At 42.3% G+C, this 25,260-nt stretch carries 28 protein-coding genes; 9 read left to right on the forward strand and 19 right to left on the reverse strand.

What is annotated here, in order from left to right; all coding sequences use genetic code 11:
- The first annotated feature begins 38 nt into the window (after positions 1–38).
- The 4 genes from HC723_RS09755 to HC723_RS09770 are packed head-to-tail and all read left to right on the forward strand — an operon-like array spanning position 39 to position 3,466.
- Positions 39–1,817: an ABC transporter permease gene (locus tag HC723_RS09755; RefSeq protein WP_238925447.1), complete on the forward strand. Its 1,779-nt coding sequence runs from the start codon at positions 39–41 to the stop codon at positions 1,815–1,817.
- The gene (locus tag HC723_RS09760; RefSeq protein WP_190338932.1) at positions 1,814–2,527 is read left to right on the forward strand and encodes an ATP-binding cassette domain-containing protein; all 714 of its coding nucleotides are present in this window, start codon (positions 1,814–1,816) and stop codon (positions 2,525–2,527) included. Before HC723_RS09755 ends, HC723_RS09760 begins: the two co-directional genes overlap by 4 nt.
- A complete protein-coding gene (locus tag HC723_RS09765; RefSeq protein WP_190338933.1) occupies positions 2,517–3,155 on the forward strand; it encodes a CDP-alcohol phosphatidyltransferase family protein in 639 nt (212 codons plus the stop codon). Before HC723_RS09760 ends, HC723_RS09765 begins: the two co-directional genes overlap by 11 nt.
- Positions 3,152–3,466, forward strand: coding sequence for a putative signal transducing protein (locus HC723_RS09770; protein ID WP_190338934.1), 315 nt, complete (start codon positions 3,152–3,154; stop codon positions 3,464–3,466). The genes HC723_RS09765 and HC723_RS09770 overlap by 4 nt, the downstream gene beginning before the upstream one ends.
- Before the next feature lie 41 nt (positions 3,467–3,507).
- Here HC723_RS09770 and HC723_RS09775 read toward each other — a convergent pair whose 3' ends face one another.
- Positions 3,508–4,323 (reverse strand): alpha/beta fold hydrolase, encoded by an 816-nt coding sequence (locus HC723_RS09775; protein WP_153446960.1) that lies wholly within the window; start codon positions 4,321–4,323, stop codon positions 3,508–3,510.
- Between the two features lie 96 nt (positions 4,324–4,419).
- Here HC723_RS09775 and HC723_RS09780 point away from each other — a divergent pair, with 96 nt between their 5' ends.
- Positions 4,420–4,836 carry a VOC family protein gene (locus HC723_RS09780; RefSeq protein ID WP_153446959.1) on the forward strand — a complete coding sequence of 139 codons (417 nt, stop codon included), beginning with the start codon at positions 4,420–4,422 and terminating at the stop codon, positions 4,834–4,836.
- 89 nt (positions 4,837–4,925) lie between these two features.
- Here HC723_RS09780 and pyrF read toward each other — a convergent pair whose 3' ends face one another.
- From pyrF to aroA, 7 genes are all read right to left on the reverse strand, one after another.
- The gene (gene pyrF / locus HC723_RS09785) at positions 4,926–5,621 is read right to left on the reverse strand and encodes an orotidine-5'-phosphate decarboxylase (protein ID WP_190338935.1); all 696 of its coding nucleotides are present in this window, start codon (positions 5,619–5,621) and stop codon (positions 4,926–4,928) included.
- 119 nt (positions 5,622–5,740) lie between these two features.
- Positions 5,741–6,910 carry a lipopolysaccharide assembly protein LapB gene (gene lapB / locus HC723_RS09790; RefSeq protein ID WP_190338936.1) on the reverse strand — a complete coding sequence of 390 codons (1,170 nt, stop codon included), beginning with the start codon at positions 6,908–6,910 and terminating at the stop codon, positions 5,741–5,743.
- Positions 6,911–6,922: 12 nt separating this feature from the next.
- The gene (locus HC723_RS09795) at positions 6,923–7,210 is read right to left on the reverse strand and encodes a LapA family protein (RefSeq protein ID WP_190338937.1); all 288 of its coding nucleotides are present in this window, start codon (positions 7,208–7,210) and stop codon (positions 6,923–6,925) included.
- A 265-nt stretch (positions 7,211–7,475) separates the two neighbouring features.
- Positions 7,476–7,760, reverse strand: coding sequence for an integration host factor subunit beta (ihfB, locus tag HC723_RS09800; protein ID WP_153446955.1), 285 nt, complete (start codon positions 7,758–7,760; stop codon positions 7,476–7,478).
- A 73-nt stretch (positions 7,761–7,833) separates the two neighbouring features.
- Entirely contained in the window at positions 7,834–9,504 is a 1,671-nt protein-coding gene (gene rpsA / locus HC723_RS09805; protein WP_153446954.1) for a 30S ribosomal protein S1, read from the reverse strand.
- Positions 9,505–9,675: 171 nt separating this feature from the next.
- Entirely contained in the window at positions 9,676–10,356 is a 681-nt protein-coding gene (gene cmk / locus HC723_RS09810) for a (d)CMP kinase (RefSeq protein WP_190338938.1), read from the reverse strand.
- Positions 10,357–10,530: 174 nt separating this feature from the next.
- The gene (aroA, locus tag HC723_RS09815; protein WP_190338939.1) at positions 10,531–11,814 is read right to left on the reverse strand and encodes a 3-phosphoshikimate 1-carboxyvinyltransferase; all 1,284 of its coding nucleotides are present in this window, start codon (positions 11,812–11,814) and stop codon (positions 10,531–10,533) included.
- A gap of 180 nt (positions 11,815–11,994) precedes the next feature.
- Here aroA and aat point away from each other — a divergent pair, with 180 nt between their 5' ends.
- The 3 genes from aat to infA all read left to right on the forward strand — a co-directional run bounded on the left by aat (position 11,995) and on the right by infA (position 13,753).
- Positions 11,995–12,717, forward strand: coding sequence for a leucyl/phenylalanyl-tRNA--protein transferase (gene aat / locus HC723_RS09820; protein ID WP_190338940.1), 723 nt, complete (start codon positions 11,995–11,997; stop codon positions 12,715–12,717).
- An 8-nt stretch (positions 12,718–12,725) separates the two neighbouring features.
- Complete coding sequence (locus HC723_RS09825; protein ID WP_190338941.1) at positions 12,726–13,418, forward strand: arginyltransferase; 693 nt, start codon at positions 12,726–12,728, stop codon at positions 13,416–13,418.
- Between the two features lie 116 nt (positions 13,419–13,534).
- Positions 13,535–13,753 carry a translation initiation factor IF-1 gene (infA, locus tag HC723_RS09830; protein WP_001040192.1) on the forward strand — a complete coding sequence of 73 codons (219 nt, stop codon included), beginning with the start codon at positions 13,535–13,537 and terminating at the stop codon, positions 13,751–13,753.
- Between the two features lie 146 nt (positions 13,754–13,899).
- Here the strand turns inward: infA and clpA are convergent, their stop codons facing one another.
- Entirely contained in the window at positions 13,900–16,164 is a 2,265-nt protein-coding gene (clpA, locus tag HC723_RS09835) for an ATP-dependent Clp protease ATP-binding subunit ClpA (protein WP_190338942.1), read from the reverse strand.
- Positions 16,165–16,264: 100 nt separating this feature from the next.
- Positions 16,265–16,585, reverse strand: coding sequence for an ATP-dependent Clp protease adapter ClpS (gene clpS / locus HC723_RS09840; protein WP_190338943.1), 321 nt, complete (start codon positions 16,583–16,585; stop codon positions 16,265–16,267).
- Positions 16,586–17,024: 439 nt separating this feature from the next.
- Here clpS and cspD point away from each other — a divergent pair, with 439 nt between their 5' ends.
- Positions 17,025–17,243: a cold shock domain-containing protein CspD gene (gene cspD / locus HC723_RS09845; protein ID WP_190338944.1), complete on the forward strand. Its 219-nt coding sequence runs from the start codon at positions 17,025–17,027 to the stop codon at positions 17,241–17,243.
- A 332-nt stretch (positions 17,244–17,575) separates the two neighbouring features.
- Here the strand turns inward: cspD and HC723_RS09850 are convergent, their stop codons facing one another.
- From HC723_RS09850 to HC723_RS17700, 9 genes are all read right to left on the reverse strand, one after another.
- Positions 17,576–19,816: an NADP-dependent isocitrate dehydrogenase gene (locus tag HC723_RS09850; RefSeq protein ID WP_190338945.1), complete on the reverse strand. Its 2,241-nt coding sequence runs from the start codon at positions 19,814–19,816 to the stop codon at positions 17,576–17,578.
- A 513-nt stretch (positions 19,817–20,329) separates the two neighbouring features.
- Entirely contained in the window at positions 20,330–21,325 is a 996-nt protein-coding gene (locus HC723_RS09855; protein ID WP_190338946.1) for a hypothetical protein, read from the reverse strand.
- A gap of 49 nt (positions 21,326–21,374) precedes the next feature.
- Positions 21,375–21,578: a hypothetical protein gene (locus HC723_RS09860; RefSeq protein WP_190338947.1), complete on the reverse strand. Its 204-nt coding sequence runs from the start codon at positions 21,576–21,578 to the stop codon at positions 21,375–21,377.
- A gap of 1 nt (position 21,579) precedes the next feature.
- Positions 21,580–22,179, reverse strand: coding sequence for an HK97 family phage prohead protease (locus HC723_RS09865; protein WP_190338948.1), 600 nt, complete (start codon positions 22,177–22,179; stop codon positions 21,580–21,582).
- A 394-nt stretch (positions 22,180–22,573) separates the two neighbouring features.
- Positions 22,574–22,960: a hypothetical protein gene (locus tag HC723_RS09870; RefSeq protein WP_190338949.1), complete on the reverse strand. Its 387-nt coding sequence runs from the start codon at positions 22,958–22,960 to the stop codon at positions 22,574–22,576.
- A gap of 12 nt (positions 22,961–22,972) precedes the next feature.
- On the reverse strand, positions 22,973–23,473 hold the full coding sequence (locus HC723_RS09875; RefSeq protein WP_190338950.1) for a hypothetical protein: 501 nt from the start codon (positions 23,471–23,473) through the stop codon (positions 22,973–22,975).
- A 296-nt stretch (positions 23,474–23,769) separates the two neighbouring features.
- Positions 23,770–24,117: a hypothetical protein gene (locus HC723_RS09880; RefSeq protein ID WP_190338951.1), complete on the reverse strand. Its 348-nt coding sequence runs from the start codon at positions 24,115–24,117 to the stop codon at positions 23,770–23,772.
- The gene (locus tag HC723_RS09885; protein WP_190338952.1) at positions 24,107–24,877 is read right to left on the reverse strand and encodes a hypothetical protein; all 771 of its coding nucleotides are present in this window, start codon (positions 24,875–24,877) and stop codon (positions 24,107–24,109) included. The genes HC723_RS09880 and HC723_RS09885 overlap by 11 nt, the downstream gene beginning before the upstream one ends.
- Positions 24,878–24,879: 2 nt before the next feature.
- Positions 24,880–25,014, reverse strand: a complete 135-nt coding sequence (locus HC723_RS17700; protein WP_274601936.1) for a hypothetical protein — start codon at positions 25,012–25,014, stop codon at positions 24,880–24,882.
- Positions 25,015–25,260: the final 246 nt, after the last annotated feature.

Below are 25,260 nucleotides of genomic sequence, written 5' to 3' on the forward strand. Positions count from 1 at the left end.
TTATCAACAAAAAACAATCCCACACTCATTGGAGTCGTATGCTTAGAGTCGGTTATGTGTTGGTGTTAATGATTGCTATTTTTCCATTACTGCCTGGGGTGGTCGGCATGGTGCTACCTGCATTTAACTACATTCCGGTATTGGGAAGCCATCATGTTAATCTCTTAGCTTTTATACAAGTTTTTGATTGGCCGGGAGTATGGCAATCACTTATGCTTTCGGTGTGGAGCGCATTATTGAGTACCTTTATTGCCGCTATCGCTTGTTTTAGTATTTTGCAAAGCTACTGGCAAACTAAAGCATGGCAACGAATAGAAAAAACACTCGCCCCTCTATTAGCGTTGCCACATGTTGCGTTTGCCATCGGTTTTTTATTTTTATTTTCCGATACTGGATGGCTGGCAAGGCTGATTGAATCACTGCTTGACACTCACTCGGGATCCACTTGGATTTCTGTACCGGATCAATATGCTATCGGTCTTTCTATCGCATTAGCTATCAAAGAAACCCCTTTTCTATTGCTAATGAGCATCCCTATTTTAAATAATCTAAAAGTAAAACAAACACTACAAGTTGCGCACAGTTTGCAGTACTCAAATACACAAGCGTGGTGGCGTTTTATCTTGCCACAATGGTGGAAACACATACGCTTTCCATTATTTACTGTGATCGCTTATTCTGCCTCAGTAGTCGATGTCAGTTGGATAGTCGGCCCGACTAACCCTCCTACTTTTGCGGTGTTGGTTTGGCAATGGTTTAACCAACCCGATCTGGCTTTACTCCCTAGGGCGGCGGCAGGCGCGGCGATCCTCTTTCTGCTATGCAGTGCATTAATTGCCTTTTTATGGGCGCTTGAAGTTTATTTTTTAAGCTATCAACGACAATGGTTAATCCGTGGACGACGCACAGACTCGACCAGTAAACGGCGTTGGCGCATTGCCAATCTGACCTTTCCTATCATTGCATCAGTCAGTATTGCCGTTATTCCAATGATCTTAATTTGGACCTTTGCTTTGCGTTGGTCGTTTCCCGACCTATTGCCCTCACATTGGAGCGGGCGTTTTTGGTTCAGCGAGTGGCCGTATATTCAGCAAACTTTACTCACCAGTGTTTATATTGCCTTACTCAGCAGTTTAGCCGCGTTAATTTTAGCGATTATCGCGCATGAATATCGTCAGAAATATCGTTTGGCACTTCCAATGTATCTTATTGCACTGCCGATGTTGATCCCGCAACTTTCGTTATTATTTGGTATTCAAGTGGCCACCTTGTGGTTTGAAAGTTCGCCTTATTATCTCTGGGTATTATGGGCCCATTGCTTTTTTGCTTTCCCTTATATTTATATGGCGCTTGATGGCCCGTGGAAAAGCTTTCCAATCAGGCTTACTCAAACGGCGCAAAGTTTAGGCTTGTCTCCATGGCGAGCATGGTTAAAAGTAAAAATGCCGATCTTATTTAATGCTATTGTGTTTGCATGGGCGGTTGGCATCAGTGTCAGCTTAGCTCAATACTTGCCAACTCAAATGTTAGGCGCGGGACGGATAAGCACTTTAACCACCGAAGCGGTTGCATTATCCAGTGGCCATGATCGCCGCATTATGGCTTTATATGCCCTGTGGCAAGCTTTATTACCTTTGATCTTTTTTGTTATTGCTCTGAGTGCCAATAAGTATCGGCGATATTTAAGCAAGTTGAGCTTCCATGCTTGGACTGCAACATCAAGAGTCCGCCCAAAAACAGCCTCGATGACATCGACACATCAAACAAAACAATCATCAGGCTTGCATCCAAATACTCACAAAAGGCTGCTGAAATGAGTTTAGTATTACAAGACCTCGATATCCAAGCTCACAACGGTGAGTATTTATGCCGTGGGGTAAATCTTAGTATTCCAGCCGGTGAAATTATCACTATCATGGGACCAAGCGGCTGCGGAAAATCGACTCTACTCAGTGCCATAGCTGGACATTTAGCCGCCGATTTTACTCTCAAAGGGAATATGAGTATTGATGGTGATGACATTCATTTATTAGCGCCGCACCTAAGACAAGTCGGGTTGTTATTCCAGGATGATTTACTCTTTCCGCACTTAAATGTTTGGGAAAATATCGCCATCGCCCTACCGGACAACATCAAGAAACAGCAACGAAAATCCCTTGCATTAGCTTGCCTTCAAGAGGTTGAATTACAACCACTGGCTTATTCGATGCCAACACGAATATCGGGAGGGCAAAGGGCCCGCATTAGTTTATTGCGTATGTTGCAAGCCAAACCAAAAGTCGCTTTACTCGATGAACCTTTTAGTCAGTTAGATCAACACTCTCGTAGCAGTTTTCGACAATGGGTCTTTGCCCAATTATCTGAGCATCAAATTCCAACCTTGATGGTAAGTCATGATCGCAATGATGCACCGCCTTCAGGATCTATCTTGGAATGGGGGCAATTAAGTAATAACGCTGGTAACTTAGCCAATACATTAATCAAAAACGACGACCATTTAACCAAGAGCAAAATGCATGTTCGATAAACATATTATTCCTTACATTAAAAAGCCTTTAACTGTAGGGGCTAACCTTCTCATCAAGCGCAATATTAGCGCCAACCAAGTTACTGTCGTGGGCTTTTTAATTGGTCTATTGGCACTGCCTGCACTCTGGTCTCAGCATTACACTTTAGCGTTGCTCCTCATTATTATTAATCGCATTGCTGATGGATTAGATGGGGCGATCGCCAGACAAAGCAAGATCACCGAAGCTGGCGGATTTTTAGATATCAGCTTAGATTTTATGTTTTATGCGCTAATGCCATTAGGGTTTATTCTGGCCGAGCCACACCAAAATGCCATTGCGGGTGCAATACTATTAGTTTCGTTTGTCGGTACAGGAAGCAGTTTTTTAGCCTTTGCATCAGTGGCGGCAAAATTGGGGATTGATAACCCTATTTACCCAAATAAGTCTTTGTATTATATCGCAGGGATCACCGAAGGCAGCGAGACAATCGCATTATTTATTATTTGTTGTTTATGGCCGCAGCACTTCGCAATATTTGCCTATATTTTTGCCTCGCTGTGCTTTATCACCACTGCAAATCGAATTTGGTCAGGGTTTCACACTCTTAACCTGCACGCTCAATCACGTAATAAGGGATCAGAATGAAAATCTACAGTGCCAGTAACCCAATTGAGGCGCATATCGTATGTGGTTTATTGCAAAGCCAAGGAATTGAAGCGAAGGTATACGCGGAAGATTTATTTAGTCTTAAAGGTGAAATCCCATTTAGCAATGAAACCGACCCTTACATTTGGTTATTGCATCAACAAGATGAGTCACAAGCAAGAACGATCATCTCCGATTACGAAACGCAACCGGTTGAATATGCGCCTGATTGGCAATGCGATACCTGTGGCGAGATGGTAGAAGCACAATTTTCTTTATGCTGGAATTGTGAAGCTCAAAGAGTCGAATAATCTACTCTGCGTAAACCCACAACAAACGAATTTTTAAGCTGTCACGTTGCTGTGTTGATGGCGTTGCTATGTTGATGAATGAAAGCGATGGAATGAAAATTGAATTCTTGCGGTTTTTCTATATTACAAACATGACCACAATTTGGCAGCTCGCATAATTGGCTTAACTTATGTTTTTTAACCATCTCTTTCACTGGGCGAATAAACATGTAATCCATATCCCCCATCAAATAAAGGGTTGGGATCGCTAATTCTCGTTCACGAAAGTAGCGCATCATAGGGTTCACATCCGCAGACAGCTTAAACCAACGTTTAAATTCTTTTTGGCACAGTTTTTTGGCTTCATTAATGAATAAATGACGTGATTCTTTTTGACTCGATTGAGGCATGATGACATAGGCAAACAAGCTGTATAACCACATATAAGGCAAGACATGTTTGCACATATCGCCGAGCTTAACTAACACTTGAGAACGGGTATTTAAACGGGTGATTGCCCCACCTAATACCATACTTCTTACTCGTTCAGGCTGTAACTCTGCTAAATTACGCACAATAATAGTGCCAAGTGAAATTGCAACAAAGTGCGCCGATGCAATTTTCATATGATCGATGACTTGAATAACATCGAGGGTTACATCTTTAAAGGAGTAACTTTTGGTTATAATATCTTTAATGATTTTATTTGAGCGGCCATGACCACGCAAATCAATTAGTAGGATATTAAAGTGTTCACGGTAAGCTTTAAGTTGCTTAAACCAAATCGCAGAACTGCCACCTGCACCATGCACAAATACCACCCACTCAGTACTGGTTGGATGTTGATATGATTTATGGAATAGTAGTGGTTTTGTCATGATTTACCTCTTCACTTGAGCACAAAGTATAACACAGCTCCGCTCAATTAAAGATAATCAAAGTGTGTGAAAATAACAATGACAAGGATGAAAGCAATGTATTTAGAACACATCAATCTGGTGGTCAGTGATGTTCCTGCCATGCTCAATTTTTATCAAGCTGCATTTCCGCATTGGAGTATTCGCAGTGAAGGAGATAGCGATTGGAATGGCAAGCCAAGACATTGGTTGCACTTTGGGGATGACGATTACTATATTGCACTCAGTGATAATGGTGTAGGAGAAAATAGAGACTTAAGTGGTCATCAAACCGGCTTGGCCCACTTTGCTTATGTGACCAATAACCTGAGTGCTACGATTGAGCGCCTGCAACAAGCTGGCTACTCTATTGCCAAACCAGGCGCCGATAATCCATTTCGTTGTAATGTTTATTTCATCGATCCTGCGGGGTTTGAGGTGGAATTCGTAGAATATTTAAGTGATATTCCCAGTGAAAGAAATAATGATTTATAGCCTTACTGGTTCACTAACTAACTAACTAAAAGTAAACGTAGGTGGTGCTTTCATTCAACACCACCTATTACTTTCTCCACTACAGTTAATTAAGCCAGCGTGGCATTAATATCAATCAGCACTTGGTTTGGATTACTCGCTTGCGTGATCGGGCGCCCTATCACTAGGTAATCGGAACCGGCTTGCATCGCATCCGACGGAGTCATAATTCGACGTTGATCCCCTGCCGCACTGCCAGCAGGACGAATGCCTGGTGTGATTAACTTAAACTCGTTCCCTAACGCTTGTTTTAGCAGGCTTGATTCGTGAGCTGAACACACAACTCCATCTAAACCACTATTTTTGGTTAGCATCGCTAAACGCTGTACTTGAGTTTGTGGTTCGACATCTAGACCAATACCGGCCAGATCAGATTGCTCCATACTCGTGAGTACCGTCACCGCGATCAGTAGTGGGCGATCTTTTCCATACGGTTCTAGAATTTCGCGTGATGCGGTCATCATACGCTCACCGCCACTGGCGTGCACATTGGTCATCCAGACGCCCAGTTCTGCTGCCGCGCGAACTGCTTTTGAGCAAGTATTTGGGATATCATGAAATTTCAAGTCTAGGAAAACAGAAAATCCACGTTGGTGCAGTTGACGTACAAATTCCGGGCCAAATAAAGTGAACATTTCTTTGCCAACTTTTAAACGGCAGCTGTTAGGATCAATATTATCAACAAAGCTTAACGCATCAGCTTGATTCTCATAGTCTAAGGCTACTATCACTTTTGGATCTAACATTGTCACTCCTAACTTTATATATCGAATAATAGATAAACAATTGGCCGCTAAATGGAAATGTCATCCACTAACGACCAATGGTTTAGCGATTATATTATATTGGTTATTATCGCTTAATTTTACTCACCATCTAACCCACGAATAGGCTTGATAAGTCCCCAGCCTTTACACGAAGGACAATGCCAATAAAGCGCATGAGTCGCAAAGCCACATTTACGACATTGATAATGAGGTTTTGCCTTCATTTGCCCCCCTACCATCTCTTGTAATGTGGTGAGGCTGTCCTTTGCTCGACCTTCTTCCGCCTCTGCAATATGATAATCAATTAGGCGATAGAAGCCTTTCATGGTTGGGTTTTTGATCAGTTGTTTCGTTAATAATGTCTGAGCCGAAGCTATACCTTCATGCTGAGCCACCATTTGAGCCAACATTAACTCGGAGGATACCCCCGCTTTTAACCCAATCGATTTGCGTAAAAATTCCAGCATACCGGCATCATTGCCAATTTGATGATAGCAGTCGGATAGTGTTGGTAGTACTTCTGAAGTAAAATCAATATCTTGTTCAAGAACCTTCTCTAAACATTGGATTGTTTCACTGTAACTTTCTGATTCTAAATAGATATTACCTAGCGCAATATTAGCTCGCACACATTTTGGATCTTCGGTGAGTGCGCGTTTAAAATACAAAATAGCTTTTGAGGTATTGGTTAAACTGACTTCATGCATCGCAAGTTCACACCAAAAATGCGCCAAATCACGACGAATTCTTTTTCTGCCCATGGCAACTAAAGCATCACCATATTGAATCGCTTTGCTCCACTCACGAGTTTGCTGATAAATCGTAACCAGTTGCAGCAATGCTTGTTCTTTATGCTCAGGTTCTTCAACTAATTGTTCAAATATTTTTTCAGCTCGGTCAAAAAAACCTGAAACCATATAGTCTTTGGCTAATTGTTGTAGTGCGATATTTTTTTGATCTATGGTTAAGCCTTCTCGAGAAATCAAATTCTCATGAATACGGATAGCGCGGTCAACTTCGCCACGACGACGAAATAGATTGCCCAACGCGAGATGGGTATCTATGGTTTCATCATCGATCTGAAGCAGTTCAATAAACTGATCAACCGCTTTGTCAGATTGTTCAGACAGCAGCAAGTTAAGACCCTTGACGTATTGTCGAGAGATCTGATGGGATTGTTCTTGCTTATCATGTCGAGCACTACGATGACCCATATACCAGCCATAAGCGGCTGCAATAGGTAATAGTAGAAACAGTAGCTCTAGCATTAACGAATAAACCTAACCTTTAATATCAGGTAGTGATGAAGAAGAAGACACTGATTTTTTGCTTTTCGCTAATTGCTTTCGTAAACGTGCAATGGTTAATTTGGATTTTAAATATAAGCTACCAAAGATCAACCAAGCAAGGCCAAAAGCGACAATGAAGACACCACCCAGTAAGGTAGATAAATGAAATTCATTTTGAGCAATCAAATAGTTAAATTTTACCATCTCTTGATTTTGAGCCCCTAAAGCAAGGGCGATAAGAAATAAGGCAATCGCTATTATTATTTTTATAACTTTCATTATTAGCACTCATCAGCGTCCATACAATACTTCTAATTATGCAGCAAATTCCGGTGACACTCCAATACCAATCGTAGAAAGCACAAAATATTATTCGAAAGGTTAATACCGGTCATAACTTGGCGAATTTCTTATGTGATAACTATCATTTACAACATTCAACTATGGTCAATATATCAACAATATTCCTCGATTAAACTTCGAGTTAAAAAACAAAAAGCGGCAACCAATAAAGGTATGCCGCTTTTTTTCATCTTGCAATGATTTAAATACTGCTGTTCACACGCTCGCGAAGCTCTTTACCTGGCTTAAAGTGAGGAACGTATTTACCTTCCAGTTCCACTTTTTCGCCCGATTTAGGATTACGTCCAACACGTGGTTCACGATAATGCAGAGAAAAACTTCCGAAACCACGGATTTCTATACGATCACCTGCTTCTAGTTTATTAGCCATATGCTCAAGGATATCCTTTACAGCATCTTCTATTTCTTTAGCTGATAGGTGTGTCTGTTGTGCACAGAGCCTTTCAATTAATTCAGACTTAGTCATAGGTGATTCCCTCATTCTACTCTAACTTTATCAAAAAAAAGGGAGCCATAGCGGCTCCCTTCTATAGGCAGTATTATTCGCCTTTAGCAGCCTTGAATGCGTCAGCCATAGCGTTACCAAACGAAGATTCATCAACCTTGTTTAGAGTAGCCATTGCTTCTTGCTCTTCAGCTTCGTCTTTAGCTTTGATAGATAGGTTGATTACGCGGTTTTTACGGTCTACACCAGTAAATTTCGCTTCAACACTATCACCAACACTGAACACTAGAGATGCGTCTTCGATACGGTCACGTGCTGCTTCTGAAGCACGGATGTAACCTTCAACACCTTCAATTAGTTCAATTGTAGCACCTTTTGCGTCAACTGCAGTAACAGTACCGTTTACAAGCGTACCTTTTTTGGTGTCAGCAACATATGCATTGAACGGGTCGTTTTCCATTTGCTTAACGCCAAGAGAAATACGCTCACGATCAGCATCTACTGCTAGAACAACTGCAGAGATCTCGTCGCCTTTTTTGTAGTCACGAACCGCTTCTTCACCTTGAGCATTCCAAGAAATGTCAGATAAGTGAACAAGACCGTCGATTCCACCGTCAAGACCGATGAAGATACCAAAGTCAGTGATAGACTTAATCTTACCAGTTACTTTGTCGCCTTTAGCTTGCGCTTCAGCGAAAGTCTGCCAAGGGTTAGCTTTACATTGTTTTAGGCCTAGAGAGATACGACGACGTTCTTCGTCGATATCAAGAACCATAACTTCAACTTCATCGCCAACATTAACCACTTTAGATGGGTGGATATTTTTGTTAGTCCAATCCATTTCTGAAACGTGTACTAGACCTTCAACGCCTTCTTCGATTTCTACGAAGCAGCCGTAGTCAGTTAGGTTAGTAACACGACCAGTTAGTTTGTGACCTTCAGGGTAACGCTTAGCGATTGCTACCCATGGATCTTCGCCAAGTTGCTTAAGACCTAGAGAAACACGAGTGCGCTCACGGTCAAACTTAAGAACTTTAACTAGGATTTCATCACCAACATTTACGATCTCAGATGGGTGCTTAACACGCTTCCAAGCCATATCTGTAATGTGAAGTAGGCCATCTACACCACCAAGGTCAACGAATGCACCGTAGTCAGTAAGGTTCTTAACGATACCTTTAACTTCAGTACCTTCTTGTAGAGTTTCAAGAAGTTCGTCACGCTCAACGCTGTTTTCAGATTCGATAACAGCACGACGAGAAACAACAACGTTGTTACGTTTCTGGTCAAGCTTGATTACTTTGAACTCTAGCTCTTTGTTTTCTAGGTGAGCAGTATCGCGAATAGGGCGAACGTCAACAAGAGAACCAGGAAGGAATGCACGGATACCGTTAAGTTCAACGGTGAAACCGCCTTTCACTTTACCGTTGATGATACCAACAACAGTTTCAGCTTCTTCACAAGCTTTCTCAAGAACGATCCACGCTTCGTGACGCTTAGCTTTCTCACGAGAAAGTTGAGTTTCACCGAAACCATCTTCAACCGCGTCAAGCGCTACATCTACTTCATCACCAACAACTACTTCAAGTTCGCCAGTAGCGCTCTTGAATTGTTCAGCTGGAATAGCAGATTCAGATTTAAGGCCTGCGTCTACAAGAACGAAACCGTTCTCGATAGCAACAACAGTACCTTTTACAATAGTACCTGGGCGGAATTCTAGTTCGTTTAGCGACTCTTCAAAGAGTTGAGCAAAAGATTCAGTCATTATAATAAGATCTTCATATAATTAAACGTCCATGGGTATCCTACCGCATGGGGTTGATAAATTAGCCAGTCATCATCCTTGCGACCGACGGTCCTTGTCGCCAAGTATTTAACCTAAGTGAAATCTGCGTTTAAGATCTAATCCTAAACGCAAGACCCACCGAGCTAAAAGCTACTTAGCGAGTTTAGATTTGATATATTCTAGCGATTTCTCTACTACTTCCTCAATAGAAAGTGACGTAGAATCAATCACTAAGGCGTCATCTGCAGGGCGTAAAGGCGCTACCGCTCTGTTGCGGTCACGATCATCACGCTCCTGAATGTCGCATAAAAGTTGGTCAAAGTTACCACTTAACCCTTTAAGTTGCAACTGGTTAAGGCGTCTTAGCGCTCTTTCTTCTGCCGCAGCATCAAGGAATATTTTTGCTTCCGCTTGTGGAAAAACCACGGTTCCCATGTCTCGACCATCCGCCACTAAACCAGGCTTAGTATCAAAAGCACGCTGACGACGTAATAATGCTTCACGCACACGAGGCAGAGAAGCCACTTTCGATGCGGCAGTACCGGTTTCTTCTTTACGCAATTCTTTAGAAACGTCTTCACCTTCTAGGATCACTTTAACCAAATCACCCTCAGCAATAAATTGCACGTCAAGATGGGTCGCAATTGGAACAAGTGCATCTTCAGATTCAATATCAATGCCATGATGAATAGCCGCTAATGCTAATACCCGATAAATTGCTCCGGAATCAAGAAGATGGAAGTTAAGCTTGTCTGCCAGTAGCATGCACAATGTGCCTTTACCTGCGCCACTAGGGCCATCGACGGTAATAACCGGATGTTGAGACGACATAAAAAATCTCCAAGAGAGTAGAAGAATACCAATAATGTGCCAAATTATAGCGAAAAGTTGGACTCACTTCATGTTTAATTCGATTTTTGTTCTTAAATCATCAAAATAAAAACGGCTCAAACAAAAAGAGCTTCTATAAAAGAAGCCCTTGAAATTTATTATTTATTAAACGGATTAATGCTGACTCAACGCTTCAAACTTTTCAAAGTAAGTCGGGAAGGTTTTAGAGGTACATTTCGGATCATTAATCGTCACTGCAGTATCACTCAACGCCACTAGGGAAAAGCACATTGCCATGCGGTGATCATCATAAGTATCAATCGCAGCATGGATCAGCTTTTGTGGTGGTGTAATAATAATATAATCATTGCCCTCTTCCACTTGCGCGCCCACTTTGCGTAACTCAGTTGCCATCGCCGATAAGCGATCGGTCTCTTTCACCCGCCAGTTATAGACGTTACGAATGGCGGTGGTACCTTTGGCGAATAATGCTGCGGTGGCAATCGTCATTGCGGCATCAGGAATATGGTTAAAATCCATATCGATCGCATTAAGATCTTTACGGCGACACAGTACATAGTCATCGCCCCACTCTATTTCTGCGCCCATTTTCTCAAGCGCATCCGCAAATTGAATATCCCCTTGGATGCTATTTTTGCCAATACCGGTGACTTTGATCTCCCCGCCCTTTACTGCCGCAGCAGCTAAAAAGTAAGAGGCCGAGGAAGCGTCGCCTTCAACGAGGAAATCGCCTGGTGATTGATAATATTGACCAGCAGGAATAACAAAAGACTGGTAGTTTTGATTTTCAACTTGCACGCCAAATTTGGCCATAATATCGAGAGTGATATCGATATAAGGTTTCGATACAAGTTCACCTTCAATTTCAATCCGAACCTCACCTTGTGCAAGTGGCGCAGTCATTAAAAATGCGGTTAAGAATTGACTTGAGATTGAACCGTCTATTCGTACTGTACCTGCTTTTAAACCTGTCGCATTAATTTTTAATGGTGGATAATTATCATTTTCAAGATAATCAATATCCGCGCCAGCAGTACGCAAAGCATCAACCAAATGGCCAATTGGGCGCTCTTTCATTCTTGGCTCGCCAGTAAGTACAAACTCACCTTGGCCTAAACATAATGCCGCAGCTAATGGACGCATCGCCGTTCCGGCATTACCTAAAAATAACTCTAGCGGTTGAGTCGCATTAAACACGCCGCCTAAACCTTCAATCTCACATACCGTGTTGTTATGTGATAACTGGTATTGAACCCCCAAAGCAGACAGAGCAGTCAACATGTGACGAATATCATCACTGTCGAGTAAATTGGTGAGACGTGTTTTGCCCGTTGCCAGCGCAGCAAGTAAGAGTGCGCGATTTGACACGCTTTTTGAACCGGGTAAGTTCACTTCACCGGATATTTTATCAATGGGTTGTAGCGTTAGGGTTTCCATACGTGACGATATTCCTTGATATTAAAAAATTAACTGAAGAGACAAGTACTTCATTGAAACTGATATAGGCAGATTAACCAAAAAAATGCGTTAAGGCTAGCGGGTGTTTCGTTAACCGTATTTTACTCGAACTGACATCTGTAATATCTTAATCTAATACTCGAACAAAAAATTGAATTTATGACTATTCACTTGCCGTACCTTGAAAACCCCAACACGCCCTTTCCCGCGGTTGAAACGGCATTATCCGATCCCGATGGCCTACTCGCGTTTGGTGGCGATCTATCGCCTATCCGCTTACTTTCTGCTTATCAGAACGGCATATTTCCTTGGTACTCTCATGATGACCCTATTTTATGGTGGAGCCCATCTAAACGCGCGATCTTAAAACCCAGTGAATTTACGCCATCAAAAAGCTTAAAAAAGTGCTTGCGACAATCTTATTATCAAGTGAGCTTAAACAAAGCGACCAAAGAGGTGATTGAGTTATGTGCTTCCACTCGCAGTGCCGAGGAAACCTGGATCACTACCGAGATGCAACAAGCTTATATTGACTTGATCAAGCTGGGTCATTGCCATTCAATTGAAGTATGGGATGGCGAGCAATTAGTCGGTGGATTATATGGACTGCTGATTGGAAAGGTCTTTTGTGGTGAGTCGATGTTCTCTTTACAAACAAACACCTCAAAAATTGCCTTTTGGCATCTATGTTATTATTTTGATTCTATCGGCGGAAAGTTGATTGATTGCCAACTCGAAAACGCGCATTTAATCAGTTTAGGGGTGAATATTTTCGAGCGATCAGTGTTTATTCAAACCTTACAACAACTGACCACTAAAACCATCGAGCGCGATTTGCTTTCACCTCGTACGTTACATGCACCTACTGCTGCAAAAGAATAAGAACTATTATGTCAAATACGAATATAAGAATTGGTTTAACTGAGAACCACCCTTGCAGCTACTTGCCAGAGCAAGAGGAACGTATTGCGGTGGTACTTGATGATGATTGCCACAGCGCAGAGCATTACGCGTTGTTTCTCGCCAATGGATTTCGTCGTAGTGGCAATATGATTTACAAACCGCATTGCGATGAATGTAACGCCTGTCAGTCGATTCGCTTATCGGTCAATCATATTCAACTGTCTAAAAGTCAAAAACGAATACGAAATAAAGCGGCGGGGTTACGTTGGGTATTTCAATCTGAGCTGGATCCACAGTGGTTCGATCTTTATGAACAATACATCAATCAGCGACACAGCACTGGCAGTATGTACCCAGCCAACAAAGAAACATTTGACCAATTTTCGCACACTGATTGGATGGAGCCGCAATTTTTACATGTCTATGAAGACGACAAATTGATTGCGGTAGCAGTAACCGATAACCTTGATGACTGCTTGAGTGCTTTTTACACCTTCTTTCAACCCGATCACCCGCTATCACTAGGAACCTTGTGTATTTTATTGCAATTAGAGCAATGCAAAAAATTGGCCAAACAATGGCTATATTTAGGTTACCAAGTGGATGATTGTCCAGCGATGAATTACAAAGTTCGCTTTCATCACCATCAAAAGCTAGTAAATCAACGTTGGCAAGGGTAGAATACGCAACAACTTTGATCTTAGGCTCTATTTTTATGAGCTTGAGATAATTACCCCCTATTTAAACTGTCGTTTCTAACAGTTAAAAATAAGCCAAGTTTCGGTAAGAGGATTAAATGGCAAAAGAAGACGTAATTGAGATGCAAGGCACTGTCCTTGACACATTACCAAACACTATGTTCCGTGTTGAATTAGAAAATGGTCACGTTGTGACTGCTCACATTTCTGGTAAAATGCGCAAAAACTACATTCGTATTCTTACGGGTGACAAAGTAACTGTAGAGATGACTCCTTACGATCTCTCTAAAGGCCGCATCGTCTTCCGTGCTCGTTAATCATCCATTACGATGATAATTTGATGATTTAACATTATCGAATTGACCTAATTAAAAAACCGAAGCCATGAGCTTCGGTTTTTTTTATGCCTTACTTGCCTCTTCACTGTTACGGCAAGTGCCTTACAAATAGGCTTATATTGTGCTTAATGTACCACTTCTTCTTGATTTGAATAGATAAATTCTAATTTATCGTCTTTCAAGCCAATTTTTACCGTACCGCCCCCCACTAGCGAACCAAACAACAGTTCATTGGCCAATGGTTTTTTCAGTTTATCTTGGATCACGCGCCCCATAGGACGAGCCCCCATCGTTTTGTCATAGCCTAAATGCGCTAACCAATGACGAGCATCTTCTGATACCTCCATCGACACGCCACGCACATCTAATTGCGCTTGCAGTTCAACAATAAACTTATCAACCACTTGATAGATCATGCTTTCACTCAAGCTATTAAACCAAATGATGTTGTCTAAACGGTTTCTAAACTCTGGCGTAAATAGTTTTTTGATTTCCGACATCGCATCATGGCTGCTGTCTTGTTGAATAAGACCAATCGATTGACGCTCAGTTTCTTTAACGCCTGCATTGGTTGTCATCACTAAAATAACATTGCGGAAATCGGCTTTTCGGCCATTGTTATCGGTTAAGGTGCCGTTATCCATCACTTGTAATAACAAGTTAAATACATCACCGTGAGCTTTTTCAATCTCATCTAGCAGTACGACTGAATGAGGATGTTTGATCACCGCATCAGTCAGTTGGCCACCTTGATCATAACCAACATAACCTGGAGGCGCGCCAATTAAACGACTGACTGAATGACGTTCGCCGTATTCAGACATATCAAAGCGCAATAATTCCACTCCAAGTAACTTAGACAACTGCACGGTCACTTCCGTTTTACCGACACCGGTAGGCCCCGCAAACAAGAATGACCCAACCGGTTGATGTTCATGCCCTAAACCTGCCCTCGTGAGCTTAATCGCCTCACACAGCACATCAATGGCAGGCTCTTGTCCAAATACCAACATTTTGAGGCGGCTATCAAGTTTGGCTAATACCTCTTTATCTGAAGATGACACTGATTTTTCTGGAATACGCGCCATTTTAGCCACAATAGATTCAATATCCGCGACATTGACGGTTTTCTTACGCTTATTAACTGGCGCTAAACGACAACGTGCGCCCGCTTCATCCATTACATCGATGGCTTTATCTGGTAAATGGCGCTCGTTAATGTACTTAGCCGACAGTTCAACCGCAGCACGCAATGCTTTATTACTAAAGCGCACGTCATGATGTTCTTCATATTTCGATTTCAAACCAATCAAAATCTTGGTGGTATCGTCAATCGATGGCTCTAAAATATCAATCTTTTGGAAGCGACGTGCTAGTGCTCTTTCTTTTTCAAAAATAGTATTAAATTCTTGATACGTGGTCGAACCGATACAGCGCAACTTACCATTACTTAATAATGGTTTAATTAAGTTCGCGGCATCAACTTGTCCACCAGATGCAGCGCCAGCACCGATAATGGTATGAATTTCATCAATAAATAGAATACTGTCTTCTTCTTTCTCAAGCTGCTTTAAAATGGCTTTAAAGCGTTTTTCAAAATCACCTCGATATTTTGTTCCCGCCAGAAGCGAGCCAATATCCAATGAATAAATCACACTATCTTTGATCACATCTGGCACTTGTCCTTCAATAATACGCCAAGCGAGCCCTTCCGCAATCGCCGTTTTCCCCACACCAGCTTCACCGACCAGTAATGGGTTGTTTTTACGACGGCGACACAATACTTGAATGGTTCTTTCAAGTTCATGATCACGACCGATCAATGGATCTATTTGGCCTTTTTTCGCTACTTCATTGAGGTTAGTGGCAAAGCTATCCAACCTTTCTTCTGAGTTATTATCTTGAGCTTGATCTTCATTAAGAGAGTGAGGCGAATCCGCACCCGTGTCAGCATCATTTTTACGGATGCCATGAGAGATGAAATTAACAATATCTAAACGACTAATATCATTTTTCTTTAATAAGTAAGCGGCGTGAGATTCTTGCTCGCTGAAGATCGCGACCAATACGTTTGCGCCTGCTACTTCGCTACGACCCGAAGATTGCACATGAAAAACAGCTCGTTGTAACACGCGTTGAAAACTAAGCGTAGGTTGAGTTTCACGCTCTTCATCCGCTTCTACAATCAGCGGTGTGGTTTGATCAATAAAAATATCAAGCTCTTGGCGCAAGATATCAATATCGGCTTGGCAAGCAGATAAAGCTTCATTGGCTGATGGGTTATCGAGCAATGCCAATAGAAGATGCTCTACGGTCATAAACTCATGGCGCTTTTCTCTGGCACGTACGAATGCCCCGTTCAAGCTTGTTTCTAATTCTTTATTTAGCATAGCTATCTCCCCAAAGAACAACTCACTTTACTACCTGTTTAGACTGAGCTTGTTTCAGACCCAATCTAATCAAAACAGCTAAGCTAAGTCTTAGCCAGGTTTACACCTGTTCCATTGTGCACAACAAAGGATGATCATTTTGTTTGGCATGCATTGAAACCTGCATGACTTTCGTTTCAGCAACTTCAGCCGTAAATGTGCCGCAAATTGCTTTACCATCAAAATGTACTTTCAACATCACTTGAGTTGCGCTCTCCAAATCCATGGAGAAAAATCGATTCAAAATTTCGATAACAAAATCCATCGGTGTGTAATCATCATTGTTTAAAATTACGTGATACATCGCCGGGGGTTTAACTTTCGTTTTTTCGTGTTCTAGAAGGTCGAGACCCGGTGCTGACCATTGGTATTGATTACTCATTATAAAATTCTACTTATTTACTACTTTAATGATTGGTTTAGCTGGTTGGGCCAAAGTTTGTTGATTATAGGTATAGGTTCACATTAAAAACTTGCGGCCACCTTGCTGCGATAATCTTACTGAAACAGACCAATCAAATTCCCTTCTAATTAAGAGACTAATGCACCAATCCAATCCCTGCAAATAAAAGATCACTATTGGTAAAATCTCGCAACTAATTAGACTAAAAAACAAGCAACCATTCATTTGGTTTATATCTGGATCATGCCACCGCACGTAAGTAGTTAATGAAAAGTTAAATTATCCGCGACTATTTTGCTATTCATAGGGCATTTATCACTCAAAACTATTGACTGTTGCCAATGATTGTCTAAATTATGTGCTGAGTGGTTAAAAAATTAACCGAGGTCTTCGTTAAAAAGCATGAGGGATGTACAGCATGGCTACAGGAACAGTTAAATGGTTTAATAATTCCAAAGGATTTGGATTCATTTGCCCTGAAGGAGAGGAAGGCGATATTTTTGCTCACTACTCCACAATAAAGATGGATGGTTACCGCACACTAAAAGCTGGCCAACAAGTATCCTATGAAGTCGAAAGTGGACCCAAAGGATCTCATGCAAGCTTAGTTATGCCGGTCGAAGACCAAAGTAAATAATTTTTATACCTTTTTGATTTGAGCGGCGATTATGTCGCTTTTATTTTTTTGGTTCTCATTATCTTTTAGATTCTCGTCACTAAGCTTGGTCACTATGTAGGCTTTGTTGCGTAATTAAAATTTAGAGGTGACAACACTAGAATGGTATTATTTCAATCAATTCGGTAAGTTTTAGGCATACCTAGCCCTGTTAGTTTATTTAAAGCTTTGATCATTGTGACTGGCATCATCACATCTTGAAAACATCAATAAGACCTCTAAACTTATTTTTCATCAAAAAACAAGCAGCTCATTATAAGCTGCTTGTTTGCTTGGTCAATCCTATTTTCGGATTAGATATTATCAATAATGGCATTCAATGTTTTCGATGCTCGCATTAACTGAGAAACTTTAACATCGTCAACAAAGTAGTAACCACCTAAATCCCCCGGTGCGCCTTGAGCATTGTTCAGCTCTGCCACAATCGTCGTTTCGCCTTGAGCTAATTCAGTTGCAATCGAAGTAAATTGTTGTGCCAACTCTGGATCGGCTGATTGCTCTGCCAGTGCTTTGGCCCAGAATGTGGCAAGGAAGAAATGGCTACCACGGTTATCAAGCTCGCCCACTTTACGCGACGGTGATTTGTTCTCATCTAAGAACTGACCCGTTGCCTTATCTAACGCATCGGCAAGGACTTTCGCTTTCGCATTGCCGGTAACAATACTTAAGTGCTCCAATGAAGCCGCTAATGCCAAGAACTCACCTAAGGAATCCCAACGTAAGTGATTTTCTTTTTCCACTTGCTGAACGTGTTTAGGCGCAGAACCACCAGCACCAGTTTCAAATAAACCACCACCATTCATAAGCGGAACAATCGACAGCATTTTAGCTGAAGTACCAAGCTCAAGAATTGGGAATAAATCAGTGAGATAATCACGTAATACGTTGCCGGTCACCGAGATAGTATCTAAACCTTCTTTAATGCGCTCAAGTGAGTAGTTGGTTGCCGCTACTGGCTCAAGGATCTTAATGTCGAGACCATCGATATCAAAGGTTGGCAAATAAGCATTCACTTTTTTGATCAACTCTGCATCATGCGCACGATTTTCATCTAACCAGAAAATAGCCGGAACGCCCGATGCACGCGCCCGTGTCACTGCCAGTTTCACCCAATCTAGGATAGGTGCATCTTTCACTTGGCACATGCGGAAGATATCACCTTGTTGCACTTCTTGTGTTAACAGCGCCTTTCCGTTGCTATCAACGACACGAATAGTACCGGCTTGTTTGGCTGCAAAGGTTTTATCATGTGAACCGTATTCTTCGGCTTTTTGCGCCATTAGACCTACGTTCGGCACACTGCCCATAGTGGTTGGATCGAATGCACCATGCTGTTTACAAAAGTCAATTACCGCTTGATAAACACCAGCGTAAGAACGGTCTGGGATCATCGCTTTAGTATCTTGTAGCTGACCATCGTTATTCCACATTTTACCCGATGAACGCAGCATAGCTGGCATCGATGCATCGACAATCACATCACTTGGTACATGTAGGTTAGTAATGCCGCGATCAGAATCGACCATGGCAAGCGCAGGGCGTGTTGCGTAAACCGCTTGGATCGCTTGTTCAATTTCTTGTTTTTGATCGGCTGGTAAAGATTCAATCTTACTGTAAACATCGCCCAAACCATTGTTGACATCCACGCCTAATTCTTCAAATAAGCGTCCGTATTTAGCGAAAACATCTTTGTAATACACTTTGACCGCATAACCAAAGATCACTGGATCCGATACTTTCATCATGGTGGCTTTTAAATGCAGAGAAAGCAAAATGCCCTGCTCTTTAGCCGCCGAAATTTCTTTTTCATAAAAATCGACCAATGCTGCTTTGTTTAACACCGCGGCATCAATGATTTCTTTATCCAATAATGGGAATTCTGATTTTAGTACTTCCACATTGCCGGCCGCATCAACATGTTCAATACGAACCGATGTTGCGCCATTAATTGTGACTGACTTTTCGCTGCCGTAAAAATCTTGCTCTGTCATGCTGGCAACATGTGAGGTTGAATCTGATGCCCAAGCTCCCATTGAATGTGGGTTTTTCTTGGCATAGTTCTTAACCGATAGTGGCGCACGGCGATCAGAGTTACCCTCACGCAATACTGGGTTAACCGCACTGCCTTTGATTTTGCCATACGTTTCTTGAATTAAACGTTCTTCGTCTGTTTTGGGCTCATCAGGGTAATTTGGTAGCGCATAACCTTTCGCTTGCAGTTCTTTAATCGCAGCGCGCAATTGCGGAATAGAAGCCGACACGTTTGGCAATTTAATAATGTTGGCTTCTGGCGTGTTGGCCAGCAAACCTAATTCCGTCAGAGCATCACCAATACGTTGGTCTTCGGTTAAGTACTCTGGGAAGTTAGCAATAATACGACCCGCCAGTGAGATATCACGAGTATCAACCGCAATGCCTGAAGAAGCCGTAAAAGCACGAATAATTGGCAATAATGAATGCGTTGCCAAAGCTGGAGCTTCATCAGTAATGGTATAAATAATAGTTGGCTGTTTATCTGTGTTTTGAGTAGGCATTAAATTTCCCTATATATTTATCGAACCGCGATGCATTTCAAACAGAGAGTTTGAAGCAAATAAGCGGTGGTCTCTAGAGGGGATCGTTGGGAGATCCATCCTCTCCTCGTGATGGCCTTCTTGCGTTATAAAATCTGGGTTAGAATCTATCGCTAAGCTGACGTAATTTTTGTTATGTATTCTTTCTGATCTGTCTCAGACGAATTTAAACAAACTTAATGATTGAGTCTGTTATTATGTTTTCAGCGCGCACCATAATAGCTTAAATCCTATTTTAGTAAAACTTAGGCTCTAATTTTGTTTACATTTTTGCAAGGTACTTGTACTTTCTAAATGCCATAACTTAATTTAATATCAATGTTTTAACCTCTACAAATAACGCCCGAGTGACATACGGGGTGACATTGCAGATCTGTGATGTATAGCAAATCTCTTGTCTATCCGACTCTAATAAAAAAGGCTACCCGTACTGGATAGCCTTTAAATACATGTGACGCTGTAATGCTTTGCTAACTAGCTAATAGTGGCGGCAACAATAGACGCATCAACGATATTCCAGCTAATTGCAGCCGTGGCTTTAATCACCGTTAAATCTTGCTGAAATGCTGATAAGTGGATGGTGCCACTTTGCATTAATGCTGTAGCTAGTTGACGCGGGTCTTGTGCAATCGCTTGAATACCTGATCCGTCTTCGGCTAGGGCGCAACATGCCCCCGAAAGTTCGATATCAATACCAAATCCAGCGTCAAATACGCCAATGATGCTGCTCGAACCTAGTGCGATAAACCCACCAGCCAGACTAGCCGCTTCACTTGAGATAATCGTATATGATTCGCGTGGCAGATAAGCTTCACCCAATGCTTTGCTAACATTCCCGACTTGCTTAGAATCGACAATGAAAAACACATGATCAGACTTTGCAAGTAACGCGCCGTAAGTTTCCAGCACGAAAGCGGAAACGTCAGCTTTCGGTACAGCTTTAACCGCACCGCCGCGAAGCTTGGTAGGATTCAAAATACCTGCAGGTCGAGTGATATCTTCTGCTTGAACGCCCAAAAATACATCTTCTAACCCTTTAGAAACCGCACCAGAAACGAGACCAGTCAAAAACTCGGGCGCATGACCGTTTGCTTTGTACAATTCATTTGTAGTCGCTGTGATAGCTCCGATCGTATGACGCTTTAATTTTATGCCAGTTGATACTCCCTTAATCATAGGCCACATTCTCGCGGTCTCAGGCATAAAAATTGCACTATCGCTACTGGTTGCCGCGTGTGGCACCGTAAGATTGCCACCCATTGAAATAGGTTCAACTCGGATCGCTGGGTGGTTCAATAGAGTCATTGCTGCGAATGCGTTCTGTTCAGTCTTGAGTGCCGCTAGCTGTTCACGCACAAGTGGCTTAACATTCGCGTCACCGCTTGTGATTGGCTTTACAGTCGATTTATTAAACACGCCAACTTTCTGTGATGCGGCTTGCTTGATCACTTGTTTTACAATGTTTGACATAGTTTTTACTTCCTAAAATTTAATATAAAGATGGTGCTAATCAGTTAACTTAAACACGATCCAACATTTCGCTAATCGTCAGTTCTGCACCTTTGAACACGCGCAGTGTATATCGCCCAGACGATAGTTCTTTAGTGAACTCTGCATCACTAACAGGCCGGTGCTTGTTACGTGCTAGACACTTAACGGCACCACTTTTGTTGATTGCATAAGACGGAACTCCGCCTGAAATTAATACTATTTGTCGGCTCATTTTAAGCTCCATTTTCTTCGATTGATTTGAGCCACTCAATAGCGGCTTGGCGTTTAGTAATCCCCTTGCACCGCGCGGCTTGAGCGATTGTGATCGGGGCGTTTTGTTGGTTCGATTTCATGCGCTTCATTAGAGCAATAGCTTCTTCGCTTTTTAGAATAACTGCTAAAGGGTTTGCACCGATGGCGGTCACGCTTAGCTCAATAATATGAATCTTCTTGAAGCGCAAACCTTGGAAGTTTCCGTTTGCGTCTTTCATTACGTCATAGCCGCCGTCAGGCTTAGCATTAAAGCCGATCGAGACCGCACTCCACGCACCACTTTTTGCGTTATCAAAGCCGCGCTGTGACTGCTCACCATTCACATAGTGATCATCAAAATTCATAGTCGAACAAAGCACATTGCCATTTGCCTTCCCGCTGTATCTCATACGCCAATTTTCGTTATACCCGATCGTTGTACCAGAAACGTGGTTACTGAAAATTGGAATATCAGCCGCGCGAGCGTTCATTTCATCGACATCGTAACTTGTCGTTTCGATGATATCGCCATCAATATCGACCACTGCGCTTGATGCAATCGCGTTTAAAGTAAATTTCATTTTGCTTAAATCCTATTTATTGAAAATTAAGATTAAGAAGTTGGTGTCACTGTTTCGCCAATCGAACCGCAGCCGCAGAAATACATGTAGCTCGATCAACTTCTAACTAGCCGCTCACGTTGAACCCTTATAGGACGCGAGCCAGTGACACCACTTCTTAACCCTATGAGATACACTATATCACCCATGTACAGCGAAAAGCTGCTTTCGGATCTATTTTCTGCACTTATGATGGCGAATTATGTGACAGACCGCACGCTTTTGTTTTAGGTCACACACTTTCGGCAAAGTGTGTGACCGTGGTATATGCGCTGGTCGGACATTTTCGGGAATATGTCCGACCGGCTATGGTAAAAAATGCGCCTTCTGGCTTTGCTCCGGCTCCGTTGGTTCTTCACTTTTTACCACCCCAAATTTCATAAATCATAGTGCCGTGTAGCATGTCGGCAAAGTCGTTCATGTAATCTAGCTCTAGTAAGTATTCGCGACCACTGCCAACCAGCCTTAACTCGTGATCACCTAAAATGAAAGGAGATTTGCTACAAATATGGCTCATGTCGTCGATAAGAAAACGGCACTTGTAGACGTCGATATCATGATCAGAAATGTGATTGATAAATCCTAGTAAGTCGTCACGGCTGCCTATGTTGTCGGGTACTTCGATATCGTGCTCAATAATACGAGCGTTCATTAACAATCGCTTAGAAAAATGGCCTTTGTTGAGCTTGTCGATCTGTTTCATATCGTAATAATCGCGATGTTCATCATTTACATGCAGCATTAGCAATTCCTTTTATTTATTTACCGGTTTGATGTAGTCCGGCAATGGTTTTTTACTTCCGCTTGGCTTTGGTTGTACTGTCTGGCGATATGTTGGTTCGTTGCGTTCTGCTGTTGCTGCTGCTCGTTTTCGTTGTACCTGAGACTCATTCTTACCGCTGGCGATCAAGTTTAGGCTACGAAACAGGCTCATTTTTCGGGTATATAACGCATCTGCAATCTGTAAAAGCGGGTTCTGCTTTACTGCACCGCTTGCCGTGGTAATTACAAAATCAAAGTTGCGTTTTCTCATTTGTTTTTGAACGTCATTAAGCTGATCTTCGACAAAACATAGATCGGTTAATGTTGCCAGTTCCGACGAATTTAAGCTTAGTAACTCGCGTTTGTACTTCTCAAAAATCGTCTGTTGCGCCTTTGTTTTCAACTGCTCAGGGCATTTTGTCGCCATCACTTCTGCATAAGCTAAATTATCGCGTTGCATGTTCTGCGCAGATCGGTTTCGATTGTTATCCATATTGATTCCTTAAATTTAAAATAAATATTGACTTAAAAAATTGTTCTGGTATGGTGAAACCATTATTTTACGCCTGAATTATCTATTTCACACTTCAAAATTAACCCCTCTCAGGGAAGCGGCATTTTTCCAACTTAATATTGTGCTCCGTGCACATGATGATGATATCCTATTCGTGCCCCTCCCCACTTCTAAGGCACCTAACCGTGGCGGGGTGGTCTCAGCTATTAAATAAAACTAACTCTTCTTATATCGCTCGTTTGATGCCTTTACGTGGTGGTGTACTGGTGGCTTAGTTAGTAATCAAACCAATCATCATTGATGTCTAAGCTTCCACCTGTTGGACTGCTACCACGCTTAACACCATTCTTGTAGTCGTTATCGTCTCGACTGCATACTTTGTTATGACATGACCTGCAAACTATTCGAATGTTACTTGGGTTCATGGCCTCTTCTGGTGTCTTACATGCTGCCAACGGCACCGGATAGTGATCAGCTACTAACCCTTTTCCGTTTTTATATGGGCTACGTGTGTCGCATAAGCAGCATGTCCAGTCGGCTTGTCTGATTAGTGTCATGCGCTGCTTGCGCCATCGGGGATCGTCGTATACTGCTCGTCTTAGGGCTTGCGTACTAAATAGCATCTTCTTTCCTTTTGGTAATGTTGATAGTCATAGTGCGTTGTTCCTTTGCTTCGAGTGATAGCAGCGGCATTGATAACTTACGACCTCTTCGCGGTGCTGGTGGCTCATCGTCGGTCGATAGTCTCAACGTCTTAATCATGTGCGTTTGCTTATCAATCTGACTTTGAAGCGTCTTGTTCTGGTTGCTGTTGTCGTTCACTGCGAACCCTCGCTTATGTCTTGATAGATCGTGCGGTGACACCTGAATATATACACCACGGCCAACGTTAAAGAGGTCTGATTGTTTAGTGATTGGTTGCATTGCCTCGGCTGCCTCGTCTTTCAGCTTCTCGCGATACGCTGTTAGCTGATAGATTGATTGATTAATTGATTGCTCGCGGTCATGGCTTAGGGTCTTACGTCGCTTGAGCAATAGCTTTAATCGCTTAATCTCTTCGCCTACTCGCTTCACGGGATCCGGTTCTATCTCCTCCACTTCATGCTCTGCTAGTGCTAAACGCTCAAGCCCTGTGATCGTGATGTACGCATATAACTCTCGCTTCATAGATGCGTCTAGCTGCTTGCTGATATGTTCGATGGCGTTAAGAACGCTAATACGGCTCATGCGGCCTTTCGTTAATCTTTCAAGGCCATAAGCAAACGCTGCGGTGTGGTTAGTTTCCTGTGTTGTCAGCACGTCACCGGATAGCTCCAGCGTCGTTATACGCTTGGCCGCGTTGTGTGAGACTTGCGTGATGTCTTCCTCAATCTGCCAGCTCATAATCACGCCTCGGCCAGCTCTACGACTTGAACTTGATATGCTCCGGTATCCTTGAAAATCTCGGTTAGCTTTTTGGCTTGGTATTCATTCGTCACGATGATCACTAGTGGCTTAAGATCGGTAACTGCTGACATCATTCGCGCGTGTTCGTATCAATCACGCGCTCCTCTGCGATATCGAACCCTGCCTGTTTCAGTTCATCAATAAAATTGTTTATGTCATGCACTCGTATTGATTTACGTTTAATTTCGTTTGTGTTCAGAATTAGAACCATGATAAAACCCTCTTAATTTTTGATGGGTTATTTTATCATCACGACTTTCTGTGTGGTTATTTTTTCACCTACGTTTCTATCATTAGCACATCTTGGTATTCAGTGAGAA

The sequence above is a fragment of the Vibrio sp. S11_S32 genome (genome assembly GCF_014694465.1).
Taxonomy (GTDB): Bacteria; Pseudomonadota; Gammaproteobacteria; order Enterobacterales; family Vibrionaceae; genus Vibrio; species Vibrio algicola.